Here is a 16,682-nt window from a genome sequence, read left to right on the forward strand (position 1 = left end):
GCACCCGGATCGACACCGCGGCCGGAAAAATCCCGCGCCGTGTTGGCTGCCAGCCTAGGGGCGACGGTGGCGCGGCGCCAGATTTGGGTGGCCCCGGCCCTCTCGCATGTTTAGGTTGAGAGACGCCGGAGGTGTTGCAGTTGGGGCACCTTCACCGGGCAGTTTTGCGGGCGGGTCCTACGGGAATCGCGGAATACGGGAATGGCCGGCTTTGATGAAGTAAACCATGTGCCTCAAGGGCGGCCGCTGGAGGACCGTCTTACGGGCGCGCCAATGGCGATTTGCTGAGGTTCCGTTACTTCCTGCGCCAACGGTCACCGAGTGGATGCTTTAGAGGAGTGCGGCGACTTTCTGGGCAGTCGCCTTGGCCGATCCCGGGTTCTGGCCAGTGACGAGATTACCGTCCGCGATGGCGTAGGAGACGAATGGGAGCAGGGATTTCTCGTAGAGTGCTCCACGTCCTTTCATCTCATCCTCCGCGTTGTATGGCACGAGCTTGTTCACCCGAGCTAACACTTCTTCCTTCCACGCGAAGCCGGTCACTTTCCGGCCCTCAACGAGGAGGCTGCCGTCCGAAAGCCTTGTATTGAGCAGACCGCAGTACCCATGGCAGACCGAGGATACGATGCCGCCTCGTTCCCAGATTTCACGCGTGATCCTTTGCAATCCTTCGCTGTCAGGGAAGTCGTACATCACCGCATGGCCACCGGTGAAGTAAATGGCATCGTAGTCAGCCGAATTGATTTTCTCCGGGCTGGCGGTGTTGTCAAGAAGGGCCATTCGCGCAGGGTCGTTGTGCCAGGATTTAGCCGCCTTGTCGTAGCTGGGGAATTTCAGTGAGCGTGGTTCCAAAGGAACCCGTCCGCCTTGTGGGCTGACAATGGCCTGTTCGAAACCGTGCGCCTGGAATACCTCCCAGGCGTGAACCAGCTCGGACAGCCACAGGCCGGTCGGATGGGAAGGGTCATCGTAGTGGCTGACATTGGTGACGACGTGAAGGATGCGTTTTGTCATGCTTTTTCTCCTCGAGGTCTAAGCGGAACGGGATAGTTAGCTGAATTCTTGGTATTGAGCGCGAAGATCGCCCCAACCGCCGACTTCACGCGAGCAGCAACGTGCTCGCTGGTTTGCGGCCGTAACTTACCGTCGAGATGGAGGAACGCTAGGCCGTGCGCCATGCTCCACAGCGCGATGGACAGGTCGGAATTATTCGCGCCCGGGAAAAGTCTCTCGATCGACTGGCTCAACATCTCGTGAAGCTGCTCCGAAGCCTGCACGCGTTCGCTGTCCTTCTCGTCGCATTCGTTGCCGAACATCAACCGGAATACAGCCGGGCGTCTCAAAGCGAACGCAACATAGGCCACTCCGAGTGCCGCGATCACGTCTTCGGGCGCAGCAAGCCTCATCGATCCGGCCAGCGCGGCCTCAAGATACGAGCGGAGATCCTTGAATCCCTCAACGGCAACCGCACTGTCGAGCGCTTCCCTGTCAGCGAAATGCCGGTAGGGAGCGGTGGGAGATACTCCTGCACGGCGGGCAACGGCCCGCAACGAGAATGGTTCGCCCGCTTCAAGGCCCTCTATGGCGGCGGCGATCAGGGCCGCGCGAAGATCACCATGGTGGTAACTCCTGGCCGATGTTGACACTGCTAACTTCGCCTCCTACGCTGATGTAAGCATTGCAAACATACCGCATTGCGAATCCCATGTCACCCGATCAGCGGAGGTTAGTAATGCAGACCATACTTGGCGCCAACGGCCAGATCGCCGTGGAGCTCGCCCGCGAGCTACGCCGCGAATACACCGAGGATCTGCGGCTTGTGAGCCGTAATCCCCGCAAGGTCAACGAGTCAGACTCCCTCGTAAAAGCGGACCTACTCGACGCCGAGCAGACGGCGGCGGCCGTCAATGACAGCGACGTCGTCTATTTCACCGCCGGGCTACCAGCGAATACCGAGCTGTGGGAAGCCCAGTTCCCGACGATGCTGCGGAATGCGCTTGATATGACTCGGGCGGCCGGCGCAAAGTTCGTCTACTTCGATAACACCTACATGTATCCCCAGGACGATCGCGTCCAGACTGAGGAGACGCCTTTCGCTCCCAAAGGGCGCAAGGGCAAGGTCCGTGCGTCGATGGCCTCGATGGTGCTTGAGGAGATGGCCAGGGGCGACATTCCCGTCCTCATCGCGCGCGCTCCTGAGTTCTATGGACCGGGTCGGACTCAAAGTTTCACAAACTCCCTTGTCATCGATCCCCTGAAGTCTGGCAGGAAACCCCGCGTCCCGGTGCGGGATGATCGGTTACGAACACTCATCTGGACGCCCGATGCCAGCCGCGCACTAGCGCTTCTGGGCAACACGCCAGACGCCTACGGTCAGACTTGGCATCTTCCGGTCGCCGAAGAACGGCCGGACTACCGGCATTTCGCCATCATGGCCAGCCAAGCGTTCGGCCAGGAACCCGGGCACACCGTCGTTCCCGGGTGGGTTCTCAACGCTGCTGGGCTATTCTCTCCGCAGGTACGGGAACTCAGAGAACTACTGCCGCGCTACGAGCACCACAATCGCTTCGACTCCACGAAGTTCACCTCGCGCTTCCCAGAGTTTGCAGTGACCCCCTATCGCGAGGGCCTCGCTATCATCCGACGAGAAACCGACATCAAACGGGCCCGATGACCACGTCCCATGCCTGACCTTTGACGATCCACAGGAAACCAAGCCGGGGCGGGCAGTGCGAGTAGTTACTCCTCGCGGAGCTGCTACCACAGCCGCCCGCTGGGGGTTCCTCAAACGGGACGCTCACAATGAGAAGGCCTCCCGGATTTGCCTCCACGCCTGGGCGCGGATCAGGTTGACCACTATGCCGTCGGCGTTCGCGAACCACCTTGCCGGAGCCCTGAAGAAAGTTGTCCGCTGCCCGGTAAAGGATCGGCTTGCGGACACTCTCTCAGCTTCCTCGTTTGCCGGGGCAGGCACCCCACGTGAGGCGGTCCCAAACCGGTATCAGGTCGACGTGAATCAGAGCTGGCCCGTGGCCTTCCGTACCAGCTCCGCGATGACCTTCTCGTAGGCCGGAGAGAGCTCGGTGATGGCGTAGGACGTGGCCCACATCGTGCCATCGTCGAGCTGTGCCGGCCCGAGGAACGCGAGGTGCCGTAGCGACTCTTGAACCTCGCGCGCTCCTGGTAGAACAGCACGGACTTGCCGTCCGCTTGCCAGATCCTGTCAGATTGGACCCCGTTTTAGGTTTCCTGAAGTCCAGGAGTCTATTCATCCTCACGCAACGCGACTGGAAAAATCCTCTGAAGCATGCGGGACTTCTCGCTACTTGGCGGCTAGGTACGTCCGTCCTCGGACGCAGAAACCCACACAAAACTGGACTCTTACACGGGACCCAACCGATGTCCATTTGGTCGCGGTGCGCACCGGGTGCAGTTACACCCGTTCGTGCTTTGTTCCGGAATCTTCCGCGCCTGACAGGATTGCGTAATATCCCGGAACCCACTGAGAAAGACCGCCGGGGTTCATCGGGACCACTTCGATGTTGACCGGGCCGTCCGCAATCACCTGCCAGTCAGAATCCGGAAATACGCTGTGCCGTTCCCTAGCACCGAAATGCCCGGGCCGGGGAAGGTTTTCCAAGGCGCGCTGCAGCTGCAGGGGCATGCGTTGCCGGGTGGCGCCGAGCTCCGTCAGGTACCCGAGGCTATTTCCGCGGAAGTTGGTTTCGGCCAGTAATACCCGGCCTCTGTTCCCGATGACGGTTCGCAGGTTGGCTGCCATGGCAGCCTGCTTGCCGGGCTTCAGGACGTGGAAGACTCCGCGGACAAAGACATTGGCGGGCCCTAGCCGCTCCAGCAGGAGCTCTCCCGCACGCTCCCCCGCAGCATCTAGAACCAGGAAGTCGGCATTTTGGACGCCTTCTGATTCCCTGCTCGCGATCTCGATCGCTCCCTTGGATACGTCGATTCCGAGAACTCTTGGAAATAGGCCGGCAAGCCAGCGGGTGTGGGTGCCGTTGCCGCACCCGAGGTCAACTACCGGAAGAGCCGGATCAAAGTGGGCTACAACCGCGTCGGAGTACTGCGCACGCTCGGCCAGGGAGTCGGAGTCCCAAAGCACGTCTCCGGAACGGCCAGTGGTGCGGATTCCGCGCCAGTATCCTTCCCACGCAGCGTCCGGGTTTCTCGGTGCCCGGGAAGCGAGGCGTACTACTGTGGGGACAAGCAGCATCCGGTCCCAAAGCTTCGACATACGCTAACTGTACAGACGCCGTGCGGGCCGGCGGAGTTGATCCGGTACTTGCGCGGCAGGTACCGGATATCCGTAGAAGTAGCCTTGCCCGTAGAGGCAACCCATGGCCTCCAGCTGGGCCGCCTGCTCGGCGGTTTCGATGCCTTCCACGGTCGCGTTGAGTCCCGCAGCGGAAATCAGCTGCAGAATGGCAGAAACGAACTCTTGCTGCCGGGGGTCCGACTCCATGTCCTTTATTAGGGACTGGTCGACCTTCACTGTGTCTGCCGGAAGCGACCTAAGGTAGCTGATGGACGAATATCCGGTACCGAAGTCGTCAATTTGCAGCCCCACGCCGAGCTCCCGGAGTCTGCTCAGGACCTGTTTCTCTCCGGTTCCCCGGGACATCAACACGGTCTCGGTGATCTCTAGGACCAAACGCCGCGGATCGATGCCATGCCTGGCCAGGGTGTCCCTGATGTCCTCCAGCAAGTCGGGTCGAAGCAGTTCGGCGGCAGAAAGATTGATGTGCAAACGAAAGTCTGTCAGGTGCGGGTCGGTTTGGCGCCAGCGACTCATTTGCGCGACACCTTCATGCAGCACCCACCGTCCCAGCTCAAAGATCAAGCCGGTTTCTTCTGCGATGCCAATGAAGCTGCCCGGCATTATGGTTCCGCGGACTGGGTGATGCCATCGGAGGAGGGCTTCTATGCCGATGACGCTGCCTGAAGCCAATTCGACCACCGGCTGGTACAGCAGTGCCAGCTCCCCTCCGGTAACAGCGGTGTGTAGTTCGGCGGTTATTCGCGACCGTTCCTGGACGGCGTGAAGCATATCCGGGTGGAAGAGCTGGACATTGTTGCGCCCCCGCGCCTTTGCCTGATACATGGCAATGTCGGCATCGCGCAACAGCGCCTCCGCCGGGTACCCCGGCGTGCCGATGCAAACGCCGATGCTGGCCATCGCCCAAACCGTTTCTATTCCGATACTCACGCTCTGCTGCAGATACTCCGACGCACGGTGAGCAATTTGAAGGATCTCCTCTTCCGTGGCCGCGGTAATGAGGATGGCAAACTCATCCCCGCCCAGCCGGGCCACAGTATCCGTGGCCCTGACGGCGGAGCGGAGACGTTTGGCAACCTCCACCAGCGCGGCGTCGCCGGCGTTATGGCCCAGGATGTCATTGATGGTCTTGAATGAGTCCAGATCCAGGACCAACACGGCCGGTCCTTTTCCGCCGTCCGCGCTGGACAGGATCGCTTCCTGGATCCGCTCCGTGAGCAGCGTCCTGTTTGCAAGGCCCGTTAGGGCATCTGTCTTGGCCATCTGTTCCAGCTCAACCTGTGTTCGCCGCAACATAGCCGTGCGGGCGGCCACCCGCTGTTCCAGATCCGAATGAATGTGGCCCAGTTCCTCTGCGAGCAGGTTGAGCCCCGTGATGACAGCATCAATGTCATCCCGATGCTCCGAAGGTTCAATGCGTGCGTCCAGATCACCGGCAGCCAAGCGGACAACGCCGTCAACCAACAGCTGCAGGCGCGGGTCCTCAACGCCCTTTCCCGAGGTCATGTAATCCTAGGGAGCAGAAAACCACCGGAAGGTGGGCCGTTGAATAAGGGCACAGTCGCGCGGCTTGGCCTTGACCGCTGCAGGAAGCGCATCCGGGGCTCACGCGCCCGCATCAAGCCAGTCCATGGCCTCGCTGCGCGATGTAAAAAAACGGGTCGGGCAAGGCGGGACGTGCACTCCGAGGAAGAAGTTCGCCAGGACCCGGTCTACAGGCGACTGACCTAACAAAGCGATGCGGGAAGCGCCGCAGGGGATGGACCATACAGCCCTGGCCTCTCGGCTGACGGAGGCGACTGCTGCCATGTCTACAAGCATTGGATGCTGCTCCTGCTGGCATAGCTCGTTGACTTTCGCCATGGCCGCCCGGGCATCCTCGACCTGAATGTGGACCCCGGGCAGCCAGCGCAGATGGAGGAGCCCGTCGACGCTTAGATCGACACTGAACTTTCCACCGTCCGCAGTATCCGGTACCACGATCACGTCCTCCCCTGAGCAGGCCGCCGAGCCTTTCAGTAACTCCTCAAAAGTACCCCGGGTTCCCAACTTCTCTTGGAAACGACGCCGGGCTGACGCCCAGACCATGTTGAAGAACAGGCATAGGAACACCTTCGTACAGGGCCTGGTACTCCTATGCCGGAGCCTACATCCCAGTACCTGTCCGTGACAGGCTTTTCGCCTTGGGGAAAAGCAATGCCTCGTCACAGCTGCAACGGCCGGGACGTTCGGGTCTGGATTAGATGTCCCGTTTGGGGATCGGCTTACGGGCACCAGGGTGAAATTCAGCGCTGCGAAAATGCCGCCACTATCGCTTCGATTCACACCTTGATCCTCGTCAGTTGATGATTTCGCCTCGCTCGTCCGCAAGGAGTGCTGCCAGGCGTTCCTTCCAGGCCTGCAGCGCCTCGGGCGCCAGTCGTGTCCAATCGGTGACTTCGCCGACGACCCTGAGCGGGGCACTGCTGCGATAGGACCGCGTGGGGTTGCCGGGGAATTTCTTGTCGGTCACGTTCGGGTCGTCCTCGAATGCCCCGGTCGGCTCGACGGCGTAGACGCGCGGGACGCCGTCACCCGGCGCGAGTTCCGCAGCGAGTCCCGCACCGTTCGGAAGAGCCGTGAAATAGATGTGATTCATCACGACGTCGGGACGGTAGTTCGACCTGAAGCCCGCTCTAAGAAGATCACCGTCTCGAAGGTTGGCTTTCGTGCCGTGAAAGAACGGACCCTTGTCCACCGGTTGGTTCACAGCTACAGCCTAAGCCGACGTCGCCGCCGCCGAACAGCCTCCGGCCCCGCAGGCGCTCGATTTAGGGGCGAAGGGGACGCCACTTATTGCTGCGATTAAGCCGCCATCTATCGCGGCGATTCACACGTCAAGGAGACCTCGATCACGACGGTCCAGTAGAGGTGACTTCGATCGAACGCCCCACCTAGGTAGTGAACAGTGAGCCGCCCACCGAGGCGGGAGAGGGCGCCGTCACCCCGGTGGCGGCGCTTGAGGGTTGCACCGTTTACACCGGCGGCGGATATGCCGTTTTCCGCGGCTGTGCCGTTAAGAACCAGTGGGGAACATTTTCCTTGGATCTAACGCGGACTGCACTATAACGTCAATTGAACCTGCGACACTATCGACCGTGTCTACAGCCAGACCCCAATGTGCTGGGTTATCTCTGGAGCTGCACTTCTCCGAATCTCGATCCGATCAAGACAAGCGAGGCGGCTGGGGAGCCGCTAGCGCCGGGGCCCACTCGTGGGTGTCCAACCCGCTGGGATCATTTGATGTGTGGGTGCAACTGAACGTTGGAGGGAACCCAGCATGGGCAACGAGCTCGTAACCTTACTGCAAAGCCAGGAAGCTAGCCTGCAGCCAAACTTCGGCTTAATGGCCTTATCCGCAATACCAAGCATCATCCTGGGGATCGCCGTTCTCGTCACCCTCGTACTGGCAGTCACGGACCGTGGCCTGTCAGGCTGGGCGCGTGTGGGTTGGGCTGTGCTGATCGTCGCAGTTCCTGTTATCGGAGCTGTCATCTACCTCGTCCTACGGGGCCGGCAACGCATCCCTAAGAGGGCCAAAGCAGGGGTGGCAACCAAAAGCCGACTAAGCTACCTTCCGTTTCTAACCGATAACAGAAAATGAACTGAACCTTGAGGGACCCGCGCCAGCAGGTCCCTCAAGGTTCTTCTTGACCTGGAACCGGCACTCCTTGACACGGCTCAGCGTCATAGTCGCGAGCACCCAAGGGCTGCAGCCTCGGTGACGGAAAAGCTCCTTGATCGCTCGTTGCCACCCATGATCATCGCGGTGCTCAACAGTGTATATAGCCAGGGGGAATCGGCGTCCGGTAAGGGGTCGGCTTTCGGGCGGTCAGCCCAGGCCGCAAAGGGGGCGAGGCCTGCTTCGCGCAGCTACGGCGTCCACTCGATCAGCGGCGCATTGGCAGGCACATAAAGCGGATGCCTGGGATGACCATTCTTTGTGATGCTTAACGCGTGAAGTCGCGGCAACAACGTCAACACCCGGGCCACGCGGGCCGGGTCGGCGTTTGTGTCCCACCCCGCAACGACGGCGCCGGTGACGTCGGCAAGCACGCGATCGTTATCCGGTCCCACCGGGTCGATCGCGACCATAATCGATTTCGGGTCCTTGGTGCGGAACGCGTATAGGTTGAGGATCACCATGCCGCCGTACCCCTCATGCTTCGCGAAACAAACTCAGGCAACGGGCGTCCTCCGGCAAGATCATCCCTTAGATCGTCGAGCCGCAATAACAGCGGCCTTGTTGAAATTGAGCGTTCCCTTAACTCCGACGATCCACCGCCTGCTGTTCATGGCGAGCAGCGCATTGAGGCCAACGTCGTCAGGGAGGTCGTTGCGCAGTTTGACGATCGCCGGGATACCGCTGTCTTCAATACGCCAGTAGTCGCGCTCGAGGTCTTGAGTGAGGACTTCGGTGTCGTAGCCGTAGCCTACGACTGTGGCGTTCTCGAAGGAGGAGGGAAAGCCTCGCATCCGCCCGCCGTAGGCTCGATCTCCCAGCTTGGAGAAGGAGGGCGTCCGTTGAGTGTGCCGCAGGCTCTTCTCGCGGAGCGCTATCGCCGGTCGATCCACGCAGTATCAAGGCCGCCGTCCGTGACGCCTGGCGGCGTCTGACCTCAGAGGAATCCGGACCGGTCGACGAGCCTTAGGTGATGGGCTGCGGGCTTGAGCGCTACCGAGGGTCTCCGCAGCGTCTGGCTCCGGCTCCTCGGCGTACTCGTCGCGCGCGCTGATCAGCAGACCCAGCACCGCGCCCACCACACACACGATCGCGGTGATCGAGAAGATCTCGCCGTACTGCAGGGAGTACGCCTCGCGGACCCGGCCGGCCTCGGCTGACAACCGTTCCGCGAGTGTGTCGCCGCCCGTACTGGCGGGCAGGCTGGCCAGATGCTGGTTGAACCGGTAGAGGCCCCATGCGCTCAGCGCCGCGACGCCGAGCAGCATGCCGATCATGCGGGCGACCACGACCGCTGCCGACGCGATCCCGTGCTGGGCGGCGGGAACCACCCGAAGCGTCGCCGACGTCAGCGGGCCCATCACCAGGCCGAGACCGAGGCCGGCGATCGCCAGGTCGGTGTCCAGTGTCGGCAGGGTGAACAGTCCGAGATCGTGTTGTGCCGTCAGCGCATCGACGGGCCATTTCGAGATCAGCAGATAGCCCACGGCGGCGACGAGCAGGCCGGTGAACGTGACGATCCGGTCGCCGATCCGGGTGGCCAGCCATCCGCCGAGTAGCGCCCCAACCGGCAGCGCGACGAGGAAGCGCAGCAGCAGGAGGGCGGCCTGGTTCTGGTCCTGACCCAGGACACCCTGACCGAACAGCTCGACGTTGACCAGCGTCACCATGAGTGCTGCGCCGGCGGCCAACGACGCGCCAAGGGCCGCCAGGAACGGTCTGACGTGCACTCCCGCCGGTTCCAGCAGGCGGGTGCGGGCGAACCTCTCCCAGACGAAGAACGCGGTGGTCGTCACGGCGGCGGCGATCAGCATCGGCAATCCCCAGCTGGGCAGCACCAGCTTGCCGTCGGGCTTGGGGTTGTAAAGCCCGATCACGGCCAGGCCCAGGGCGATGGCCAGCAGTAGACCGCCGAGCACGTCGACCTTCTGGGGATCATCGGTTCTCTGCCGGCCGGGCAGGCTGAAGTGGATCATCACCATCGCGATCACCGCAAGCGGCACGTTGACCCAGAAAACGGCCTGCCAATGCTGGAACAGCCCGACCAGGGCGATGCCGTACACCGGGCCGAGCACGCTGCCCAGTCCCTGTGCGGCACCGACACCGCCGAGCACAGCTGCGCGGTTGCGCGCAGCCCACAGTTCGGCGGCCAAGGCCAGCGTCACCGGCAGCAGCGCGCCACTGGCGGCGCCCTGGAGAGTGCGGCCGAGGACCAACACGGTGAGATCGGTCGCCAGTGCCGTGACCACCGATCCGAGCGCGAAGCCGGCCAGGCTGACCTGGATGAGCATCTTCCGCCCGAACCGGTCCGACGCCCGACCCAGTAGCGGCATCGCCGCGATGTAGCCGAGCAGGTAGCCGGTGATGATCGGGGTGACCCGTTGGAGCTGATTCACTCCGATGCCGACGTCGCGCATGATGTCGGTCATGATCGTGACGACGACGTAGGTGTCGAGCGCGCCCAGCGCCACTGCGAGACTGCCCGCGCTGATCGCGATGCGGCGGTTGGTCGACACCCGCCCGGTGGCCGGGGGCGGGCCGTGCATCACACCGCCGGTTTGTCGACGGTGACCGGTTCGCCCCACTTGGACAGGGTCATCGTGAGGCTGTTACCAGGGCTGGGTTCCAACCGGACCCGCATCAGCTTGCGGTTGCCGTCCTCAGAGATCCAGACGGTGCCAGGCACGGGGCCCGTCGCCCCGATCTGCGGGGAGATCTTCTTGACCGCGTCCGCGGTGACTTTGCCCGTGATGCGTACAGAGTCCACGCCCTCGACGGTCTCGCGGCCGTCGACCTTGGCATCGGAGAAGTTGGCGAGCACGTTGGCCAGCCCCACGCCGGGGTCCAGGATCGCCGGGACGTCGTAGATGTTGGATGCCGGCCCGAAGTTCGACGGGCTGCCCCCCGGCGTGATCGCGGCCCAGAGGACGCCGTCGGAGACCACGAACACTACCCCTTTGAGCCGCTGGCCAAGGTGCACCATGTCGAGTGTGCCCTTGGCGGCGACCGCGGGAGTCTGTGTGAGATCGCCCTCGATGTACTCGACCGGCAGTCCGGCGATCTGGCCCTCAACCGAGAGCTTGAGATGCGCGCTGGTCTGCCCTTTGGTGGTCTCACTCGACTCTTTCAACAGGGTGGCGGGGTCGGGAGAAGCCACCGACGATGGGCCGGTCGACGATGGGCCGGCGCACCCTGCAACGAGGGCGACGACGGCGATGAAGGGCGCGAAGATCGCCACAAGGCGGGTCTGCAGGGATGCATTATACATGACTTGATTATAGTTGGTCCTTCGAAACGTGTGAATCGCAACATTAATTGGCGGCGTTTTCGCGGCGCCAAATGTCAACCCTGGTGCCCGTAAGCCGATCCCCTTGCGGGCGGGCGGCTAGTCCGACTCGGTGTCTCGAAACCCATTGGATGCAAGACGATACGAAGCCCGGGCTGCGACATCGCCGCCATTTGCTGCAAAACTCCACAAGCCACCCATGAAATATCCCCGCAGGAAAGCGCATTCCGCCCACTAGCTGGCAGGATGGAGGCATGCGCATTCTGATCGCCCCGGACAAGTTCAAAGGATCCCTCACGGCCGCCGAGGCTGCCTCGGCCATGGCGGAGGGGGTTCTGCGCGTCTACCCGGACGCTGTGGCCACCCAGTTCCCCGTGGCCGACGGCGGCGAGGGCACCCTGGAAGCGGCCGTCGCCGCAGGCTACGAGGAGCGGGTCAACGCCGTGGTGGGCCCCATCCTGAAGCCGGTGGGCGCGGCCTGGGCCATCCGGCAGGACGCCTTCGGCGGCGCCACCGCGGTGATCGAAACGGCCCAGGCCTCCGGTCTGGCCCACATGGAGCCCACGCCTGAGAACGCCCTCCGAGCCCACAGCTACGGCTGCGGCCAGCTGATCGCGGCGGCACTGGATGCCGGCGCCACTGAGATCGTGCTGGGGCTGGGCGGCTCGGCCATGTCCGACGGCGGCAGCGGCGCCTTGCGCGCTTTGGGGCTCAAGCCGATCGACGCCGCCGGGAACGTGGTGCCGCTCGGCGGCGGCTCGCTGGCCGACGTCGTCGCCCTGGACGTCTCCGGGCTGGATCCGCGCCTGGCCACCGCAAAGTTCCGCATCGCCGTCGACGTCCGGAACCCGCTCTACGGCAGCGACGGCGCCGCGCACGTCTTCGGCCCCCAGAAGGGTGCCGACGACGACGCGGTCGAACTGCTCGACGCCGGTCTCCGCAACTGGGCGTCCGTGCTGCGCGAGGCCACCGGTCGCGACGTCAACGTGCCCGGAGCCGGAGCGGCAGGCGGCTTCCCGGCGTCGTTCCTTGCCTTCACGGACGCCGCGCTGGAAGGCGGCTTCGCGCTGGTGGCGGGGCTGACCGGGCTCGCGGCGCACCTCGGCGAGGCCGATCTTGTCATCACCGGCGAGGGTTCCATGGACGAGCAGTCCCTCACGGGCAAGGCGCCCATCGCCCTGGCCGATTCGGCGCGGGACCGCGGCATCCCCGTGGTGGTGGTCGCCGGGCGGATCCTGGTCACCCCGGAGGCCCTGGCCGAACACGGGATCGTGGCCGCCGCCCAGCTGCTGGACATCGCGCAGCGCAAGGATGGCGTCCCGGACGCCGCCGACGCCGTGGCTAACGCCGCCAAATACCTGGCCTGGGCTACCACGCAGGTGCTCGAAGGGGCCTGAGGCTAGGAGGTCATGCACATCGCATGACCGTCTTAGCCGCGGTGATCTTCACGCGCCAAACTCGCGGGCGGCCACAGAGGGACAACGAACATATGTTCGCAGGACCGCGGCCCGAGCCGGCACCAATTCCGGCCGCCGGGCAGATAATGAATGTACAAGTATGGCTCTGACCTCTGCCATGCACCTACGATGCGACGACCCCCGCCGTGCCGCCGTCGTCTCGCGCCGGGCTGGCAGCCAGCCAGCAAGGCAAATCGAATCGAGGAGCACCATGTCCAACTTGAAAGAGCGGCTGCACGCAGACGTCGTCAGCCATATGAAGGACGGCAACCGCATCGCCTTGACCGCCGTGCGCAACGTCCTGAGCGAAATCGACACGCGTGAGAAGGCCGGCCAGGCGCCCATCCACCTGGACGATGCCCAGATCACGGCCATGTTGCAGAAAGAGGCTGCCCAGCGCCACGAGACTGCCCACCTCTACGAGGAAGCAGGAGAGCCTGAGCGAGCCGCCACAGAGATCGCAGAGGCCGAAGTTATCGAGGCCTACCTGCCGGAACCGTTGGCCGCCGCTGAAGTCGAGTCCATTGTTGACGAAGCCATCGCCTCGTTGAAGGCCGACGGCGTTGAGCTGTCCCTCATGCACATGGGCTATGTCATGAAGCCCGTCACGGACATCGTGGCCGGCCGCTTCGACGGCAAGGCTGTCAGCGACATCGTCCGCCAGCGCCTCTCGTAGCGAAATAGACCGGCAGTGCAACGACGGCGGCCACGTGGCCGCCGTCGTCCATTTGCTGCAGGCTGTGGCTGCTAGCAATGGACACTCCTGGGCCCCGGTCAGCTGCCCACGTACGCCGCGAGGTGCTTGCCGGTGAGCGTCGCTTTGGCGGCCACCAGCTGGGCCGGCGTGCCCTCGAAAACCACCTTGCCGCCGTCGTGCCCTGCGCCGGGGCCGAGGTCGATGATCCAGTCGGCGTGCGCCATGACGGCCTGGTGGTGCTCGATGACGATGACCGACTTGCCGGACGCGACCAGGCGGTCCAGGAGGCCCAGCAGGTTCTCGACGTCGGCGAGGTGCAGGCCGGTGGTCGGTTCGTCGAGGACGTAGACGTCGCCGCTTTCGGCCATCTGCGTGGCCAGCTTGACGCGCTGCCGCTCGCCGCCGGAGAGCGTGGTGAGCGGCTGGCCGAGGGTGAGGTAGCCGAGCCCCACGTCAACCAGGCGGTCGAGGATCTTGTGGGCGGCCGGCGTGCGGGCCTCGCCTTCGCTGAAGAAGGCCTCGGCCTCGTTCATGGACATGGCCAGCACCTCGGCGATGTTGCGGCCGCCCAGCCTGTACTCCAGGACCGAGGCCTGGAACCGCTTGCCCTCGCACTCCTCGCAGGGGGATTCCACCGTGGCCATGACGCCGAGTTCGGTGAAGATGACGCCCGCGCCGTTGCAGCTGGGGCAGGCGCCCTCGGAGTTGGAGCTGAAGAGCGCCGGCTTCACGCCGTTGGCCTTGGCGAAGGCCTTGCGGATCGGCTCGAGCAGGCCCGTGTACGTGGCGGGGTTGCTGCGGCGCGAGCCCTTGATGGCGCCCTGGTCGATCACCACCACCTCGTCGCGGCCGGCCACGGAGCCGTGGATCAGCGAGCTCTTGCCCGATCCGGCCACGCCCGTGACCACGCAGAGCACGCCGAGCGGAACGTCCACGTCCACGTCCCGGAGGTTGTGCATCGAGGCGCCGCGAATCTCGAGTAAGCCGGAAGGCGTACGTACGGATTCCTTGACCTTGGCCCGGTCGTCGAGGTGGCGTCCGGTGATGGTGTCGCTGCCCCGCAGCCCCTCCACGCTTCCCTCGAAACAGACATTGCCGCCGTCCGTGCCGGCGCCGGGGCCGAGGTCAACGATGTGGTCGGCGATGGCGATGGTCTCGGGCTTGTGCTCGACGACCAGCACGGTGTTGCCCTTGTCGCGCAGCTGCAGCAGCAGCTGGTTCATCCGCTCGATGTCGTGCGGGTGCAGGCCGATGGTGGGCTCGTCGAAGACGTAGGTGACATCAGTGAGGGACGAGCCCAGGTGCCGGATCATCTTGGTGCGCTGCGCCTCGCCGCCGGACAGCGTGCCTGCCGGCCGGTCCAGCGAGAGGTAACCCAGGCCGATTTCGGCGAAGGAATCGAGCAGGTGCTGCAGGCCCTTGAGCAGCGGCGCCACTGAGGGCTCGTGCAGCTCGCGGATCCAGCCGGCCAGGTCGCTGATCTGCATCTCGCACAGTTCTGCGATGTTCTTGCCGTTGATCTTTGCGGACCTGGCCTCCGGGGTGAGCCGTGTGCCTTCGCATTCGGGGCAGGCCTGGAAGGTGATGGCGCGCTCCACGAAGCGGCGCACGTGCGGCTGCATCGCCTCCACGTCCTTGGAGAGCATGGATTTCTGGATCTTGGGGATGATGCCCTCGAACGTGAGGTTGATGCCCTCCACTTTGATCTTGGTGGGCTCGGCGTACAGCATCGTCTCGAGCTGCTTCTTGGTGAACGTGGCAATCGGCTTGTCCATCGGCAGACCCATGCCTTCGAACAGCCGGCCGTACCAGCCGTCCATGCTGTAGCCGGGGACGGCCAAGGCACCCTCGGCGAGCGACTTGCTCTCGTCGTAGAGTGCGGTGAGGTCGAAGTCGGAGACCGAGCCCATGCCCTCGCAGCGCGCACACATGCCGCCCAGGTAGACCTGGTTCTGCACCACGGCCTTCTCCACCCGGCCGCCGGCCTTCTCGGTGCTCATCACACCGCTGGCCTTCCGCGTGGGGACGTTGAAGGAGAACGCCGTGGGTGGCCCGACGTACGGCTTGCCCAGCCGGCTGAAGAGGATCCGGAGCATGGCGTTGGCATCGGTGGCGGTGCCCACGGTGGAGCGCGGGTTGGCGCCCATCCGCTCCTGGTCCACGATGATCGCCGTGGTGAGCCCCTCGAGGTGGTCCACCTCGGGCCGCGCCAGGCTCGGCATGAAGCCCTGGACGAAGGCGCTGTAGGTCTCGTTGATCAGCCGCTGCGACTCCGCCGCGATGGTGCCGAACACCAGGGAACTCTTGCCCGAGCCGGAAACCCCGGTGAACACCGTCAGCCGCCGCTTGGGGAGTTCGACGCTGATGTCCTTGAGGTTGTTCTCCCGGGCACCCTGCACTCGGATCATGTCGTGGCCGTCCGGATCGCGCAGCTCGGCGGACTCCGCGTCCATCCTCGTATCCATGCTCATCATGTCTCCATCGTTGGCGCGGAGCCGTCTTCGCGGTCCGTCTTCACGGTCAGCGGCGGCGTGGGCTGGCTCGATTCTAACCAGTGCGGGTGGGTGCGGGGGGGTGTTGATTTGTTGGCGCGGTCGCCCCACCACGGCTCCGTAACTACAACCTCGATGGAATGGCCCAAGTCGTTGCGCAGTTGGCAAGAGAACCAGGCTGCCGTCGGCGATCCACCTAGTGTCGGGGCCGTCGATCGGAATTTGTCCTCTTCGTACAGCGATCCATAAGGGGACGTCGCCATAGTCTGGCCAAAACTCCAGTCGCGTCATGATCCGAGTATCTCCCTTGACGAGAAGAGTCGCCGGAACCGGGTGCCTTCCGGTCGCGGACCTCATCTTCGGCGCCATCGCCTGTGCCACGCTGCTGATGTTCGGGACCGCCGTGCTGCTGGCACTGGGCGATGTTGCCCGCGACGCCGAGTCGAAGCACCTGCTCAGCGCACGCGAGGAGGTGACTGATGCTGATCATCGCGGACCATCGACGTCAGGGCCGGCAAAGCGCAAGATACCCGTCGGCTTGCTCGCGGACCGCATCGGGTGGCGGCAAAGTCGCTCGTTTCGCATCGCTCGAGACAGAGGGTGCTGGTCGTGTTGGCTGATAACAGCGGCTGCAGTCCGGATGTGCGGGCGGGGCGGCACCTCCTGCGGCTGGTTTCGACTGCTGTTGAAGAGGTGTCAAATGCAACCAGAGATGGTCGGGATTGGGACTATTCC

The 16,682-nt window shown here is 63.8% G+C and carries 15 protein-coding genes; 4 read left to right on the forward strand and 11 right to left on the reverse strand.

Annotated elements, in window-relative coordinates:
• Positions 1-330 precede the first annotated feature (330 nt).
• Both NVV90_RS00310 and NVV90_RS00315 read right to left on the reverse strand, forming a co-directional pair.
• Positions 331-1,014: a type 1 glutamine amidotransferase domain-containing protein gene (locus NVV90_RS00310; protein ID WP_258439219.1), complete on the reverse strand. Its 684-nt coding sequence runs from the start codon at positions 1,012-1,014 to the stop codon at positions 331-333.
• On the reverse strand, positions 1,011-1,646 hold the full coding sequence (locus NVV90_RS00315; protein ID WP_258439220.1) for a TetR/AcrR family transcriptional regulator: 636 nt from the start codon (positions 1,644-1,646) through the stop codon (positions 1,011-1,013). The genes NVV90_RS00310 and NVV90_RS00315 overlap by 4 nt, the downstream gene beginning before the upstream one ends.
• An 86-nt stretch (positions 1,647-1,732) precedes the next feature.
• Here NVV90_RS00315 and NVV90_RS00320 point away from each other — a divergent pair, with 86 nt between their 5' ends.
• Complete coding sequence (locus NVV90_RS00320) at positions 1,733-2,674, forward strand: NAD-dependent epimerase/dehydratase family protein (protein ID WP_258439221.1); 942 nt, start codon at positions 1,733-1,735, stop codon at positions 2,672-2,674.
• 759 nt (positions 2,675-3,433) lie between these two features.
• Here NVV90_RS00320 and NVV90_RS00325 read toward each other — a convergent pair.
• The 4 genes from NVV90_RS00325 to arr all read right to left on the reverse strand — a co-directional run bounded on the left by NVV90_RS00325 (position 3,434) and on the right by arr (position 7,043).
• A complete protein-coding gene (locus NVV90_RS00325; RefSeq protein WP_258439222.1) occupies positions 3,434-4,252 on the reverse strand; it encodes a class I SAM-dependent methyltransferase in 819 nt (272 codons plus the stop codon).
• A gap of 3 nt (positions 4,253-4,255) precedes the next feature.
• Positions 4,256-5,800 carry a bifunctional diguanylate cyclase/phosphodiesterase gene (locus NVV90_RS00330; protein ID WP_258439223.1) on the reverse strand — a complete coding sequence of 515 codons (1,545 nt, stop codon included), beginning with the start codon at positions 5,798-5,800 and terminating at the stop codon, positions 4,256-4,258.
• A gap of 99 nt (positions 5,801-5,899) precedes the next feature.
• Entirely contained in the window at positions 5,900-6,274 is a 375-nt protein-coding gene (locus NVV90_RS00335; protein ID WP_258441256.1) for an STAS/SEC14 domain-containing protein, read from the reverse strand.
• 358 nt (positions 6,275-6,632) lie between these two features.
• Positions 6,633-7,043, reverse strand: a complete 411-nt coding sequence (arr, locus tag NVV90_RS00340; protein ID WP_258439224.1) for an NAD(+)--rifampin ADP-ribosyltransferase — start codon at positions 7,041-7,043, stop codon at positions 6,633-6,635.
• Positions 7,044-7,613: 570 nt separating this feature from the next.
• Here arr and NVV90_RS00345 point away from each other — a divergent pair.
• The gene (locus tag NVV90_RS00345; protein ID WP_258439225.1) at positions 7,614-7,937 is read left to right on the forward strand and encodes a DUF805 domain-containing protein; all 324 of its coding nucleotides are present in this window, start codon (positions 7,614-7,616) and stop codon (positions 7,935-7,937) included.
• Positions 7,938-8,206: 269 nt separating this feature from the next.
• Here the strand turns inward: NVV90_RS00345 and NVV90_RS00350 are convergent, their stop codons facing one another.
• The 4 genes from NVV90_RS00350 to NVV90_RS00365 form a co-directional block, all read right to left on the reverse strand.
• Positions 8,207-8,479: a DUF1643 domain-containing protein gene (locus NVV90_RS00350; protein ID WP_258439226.1), complete on the reverse strand. Its 273-nt coding sequence runs from the start codon at positions 8,477-8,479 to the stop codon at positions 8,207-8,209.
• A gap of 60 nt (positions 8,480-8,539) precedes the next feature.
• The gene (locus NVV90_RS00355; protein ID WP_258439227.1) at positions 8,540-8,809 is read right to left on the reverse strand and encodes a hypothetical protein; all 270 of its coding nucleotides are present in this window, start codon (positions 8,807-8,809) and stop codon (positions 8,540-8,542) included.
• 105 nt (positions 8,810-8,914) lie between these two features.
• The gene (locus NVV90_RS00360) at positions 8,915-10,531 is read right to left on the reverse strand and encodes an MFS transporter (RefSeq protein ID WP_309304083.1); all 1,617 of its coding nucleotides are present in this window, start codon (positions 10,529-10,531) and stop codon (positions 8,915-8,917) included.
• 29 nt (positions 10,532-10,560) lie between these two features.
• Entirely contained in the window at positions 10,561-11,283 is a 723-nt protein-coding gene (locus NVV90_RS00365; protein ID WP_258439228.1) for an LppX_LprAFG lipoprotein, read from the reverse strand.
• A 272-nt stretch (positions 11,284-11,555) separates the two neighbouring features.
• Here NVV90_RS00365 and NVV90_RS00370 point away from each other — a divergent pair, with 272 nt between their 5' ends.
• Positions 11,556-12,698, forward strand: a complete 1,143-nt coding sequence (locus NVV90_RS00370; protein WP_258439229.1) for a glycerate kinase — start codon at positions 11,556-11,558, stop codon at positions 12,696-12,698.
• A gap of 271 nt (positions 12,699-12,969) precedes the next feature.
• Positions 12,970-13,434 carry a GatB/YqeY domain-containing protein gene (locus NVV90_RS00375; RefSeq protein ID WP_258439230.1) on the forward strand — a complete coding sequence of 155 codons (465 nt, stop codon included), beginning with the start codon at positions 12,970-12,972 and terminating at the stop codon, positions 13,432-13,434.
• A 98-nt stretch (positions 13,435-13,532) separates the two neighbouring features.
• On the opposite strand, the gene NVV90_RS00380 is transcribed toward NVV90_RS00375, so the two are convergent.
• Positions 13,533-15,926, reverse strand: coding sequence for an excinuclease ABC subunit UvrA (locus tag NVV90_RS00380; RefSeq protein WP_258441257.1), 2,394 nt, complete (start codon positions 15,924-15,926; stop codon positions 13,533-13,535).
• Between the last annotated feature and the right edge of the window lie 756 nt (positions 15,927-16,682).

It is taken from the genome of Arthrobacter sp. CJ23, from assembly GCF_024741795.1.
Classification (GTDB): domain Bacteria; phylum Actinomycetota; class Actinomycetes; order Actinomycetales; family Micrococcaceae; genus Arthrobacter.

Coding starts and splice junctions, on each gene's coding strand:
- NVV90_RS00310 (WP_258439219.1), bottom strand. CDS start 1,014: ATGACAAAACGCATCCTTCACGTCGTCACCAATGTCAGCCACTACGAT.
- NVV90_RS00320 (WP_258439221.1), top strand. CDS start 1,733: ATGCAGACCATACTTGGCGCCAACGGCCAGATCGCCGTGGAGCTCGCC.
- NVV90_RS00325 (WP_258439222.1), bottom strand. CDS start 4,252: ATGTCGAAGCTTTGGGACCGGATGCTGCTTGTCCCCACAGTAGTACGC.
- NVV90_RS00330 (WP_258439223.1), bottom strand. CDS start 5,800: ATGACCTCGGGAAAGGGCGTTGAGGACCCGCGCCTGCAGCTGTTGGTT.
- NVV90_RS00345 (WP_258439225.1), top strand. CDS start 7,614: ATGGGCAACGAGCTCGTAACCTTACTGCAAAGCCAGGAAGCTAGCCTG.
- NVV90_RS00350 (WP_258439226.1), bottom strand. CDS start 8,479: ATGGTGATCCTCAACCTATACGCGTTCCGCACCAAGGACCCGAAATCG.
- NVV90_RS00355 (WP_258439227.1), bottom strand. CDS start 8,809: ATGCGAGGCTTTCCCTCCTCCTTCGAGAACGCCACAGTCGTAGGCTAC.
- NVV90_RS00365 (WP_258439228.1), bottom strand. CDS start 11,283: ATGTATAATGCATCCCTGCAGACCCGCCTTGTGGCGATCTTCGCGCCC.
- NVV90_RS00370 (WP_258439229.1), top strand. CDS start 11,556: ATGCGCATTCTGATCGCCCCGGACAAGTTCAAAGGATCCCTCACGGCC.
- NVV90_RS00375 (WP_258439230.1), top strand. CDS start 12,970: ATGTCCAACTTGAAAGAGCGGCTGCACGCAGACGTCGTCAGCCATATG.
- NVV90_RS00380 (WP_258441257.1), bottom strand. CDS start 15,926: ATGAGCATGGATACGAGGATGGACGCGGAGTCCGCCGAGCTGCGCGAT.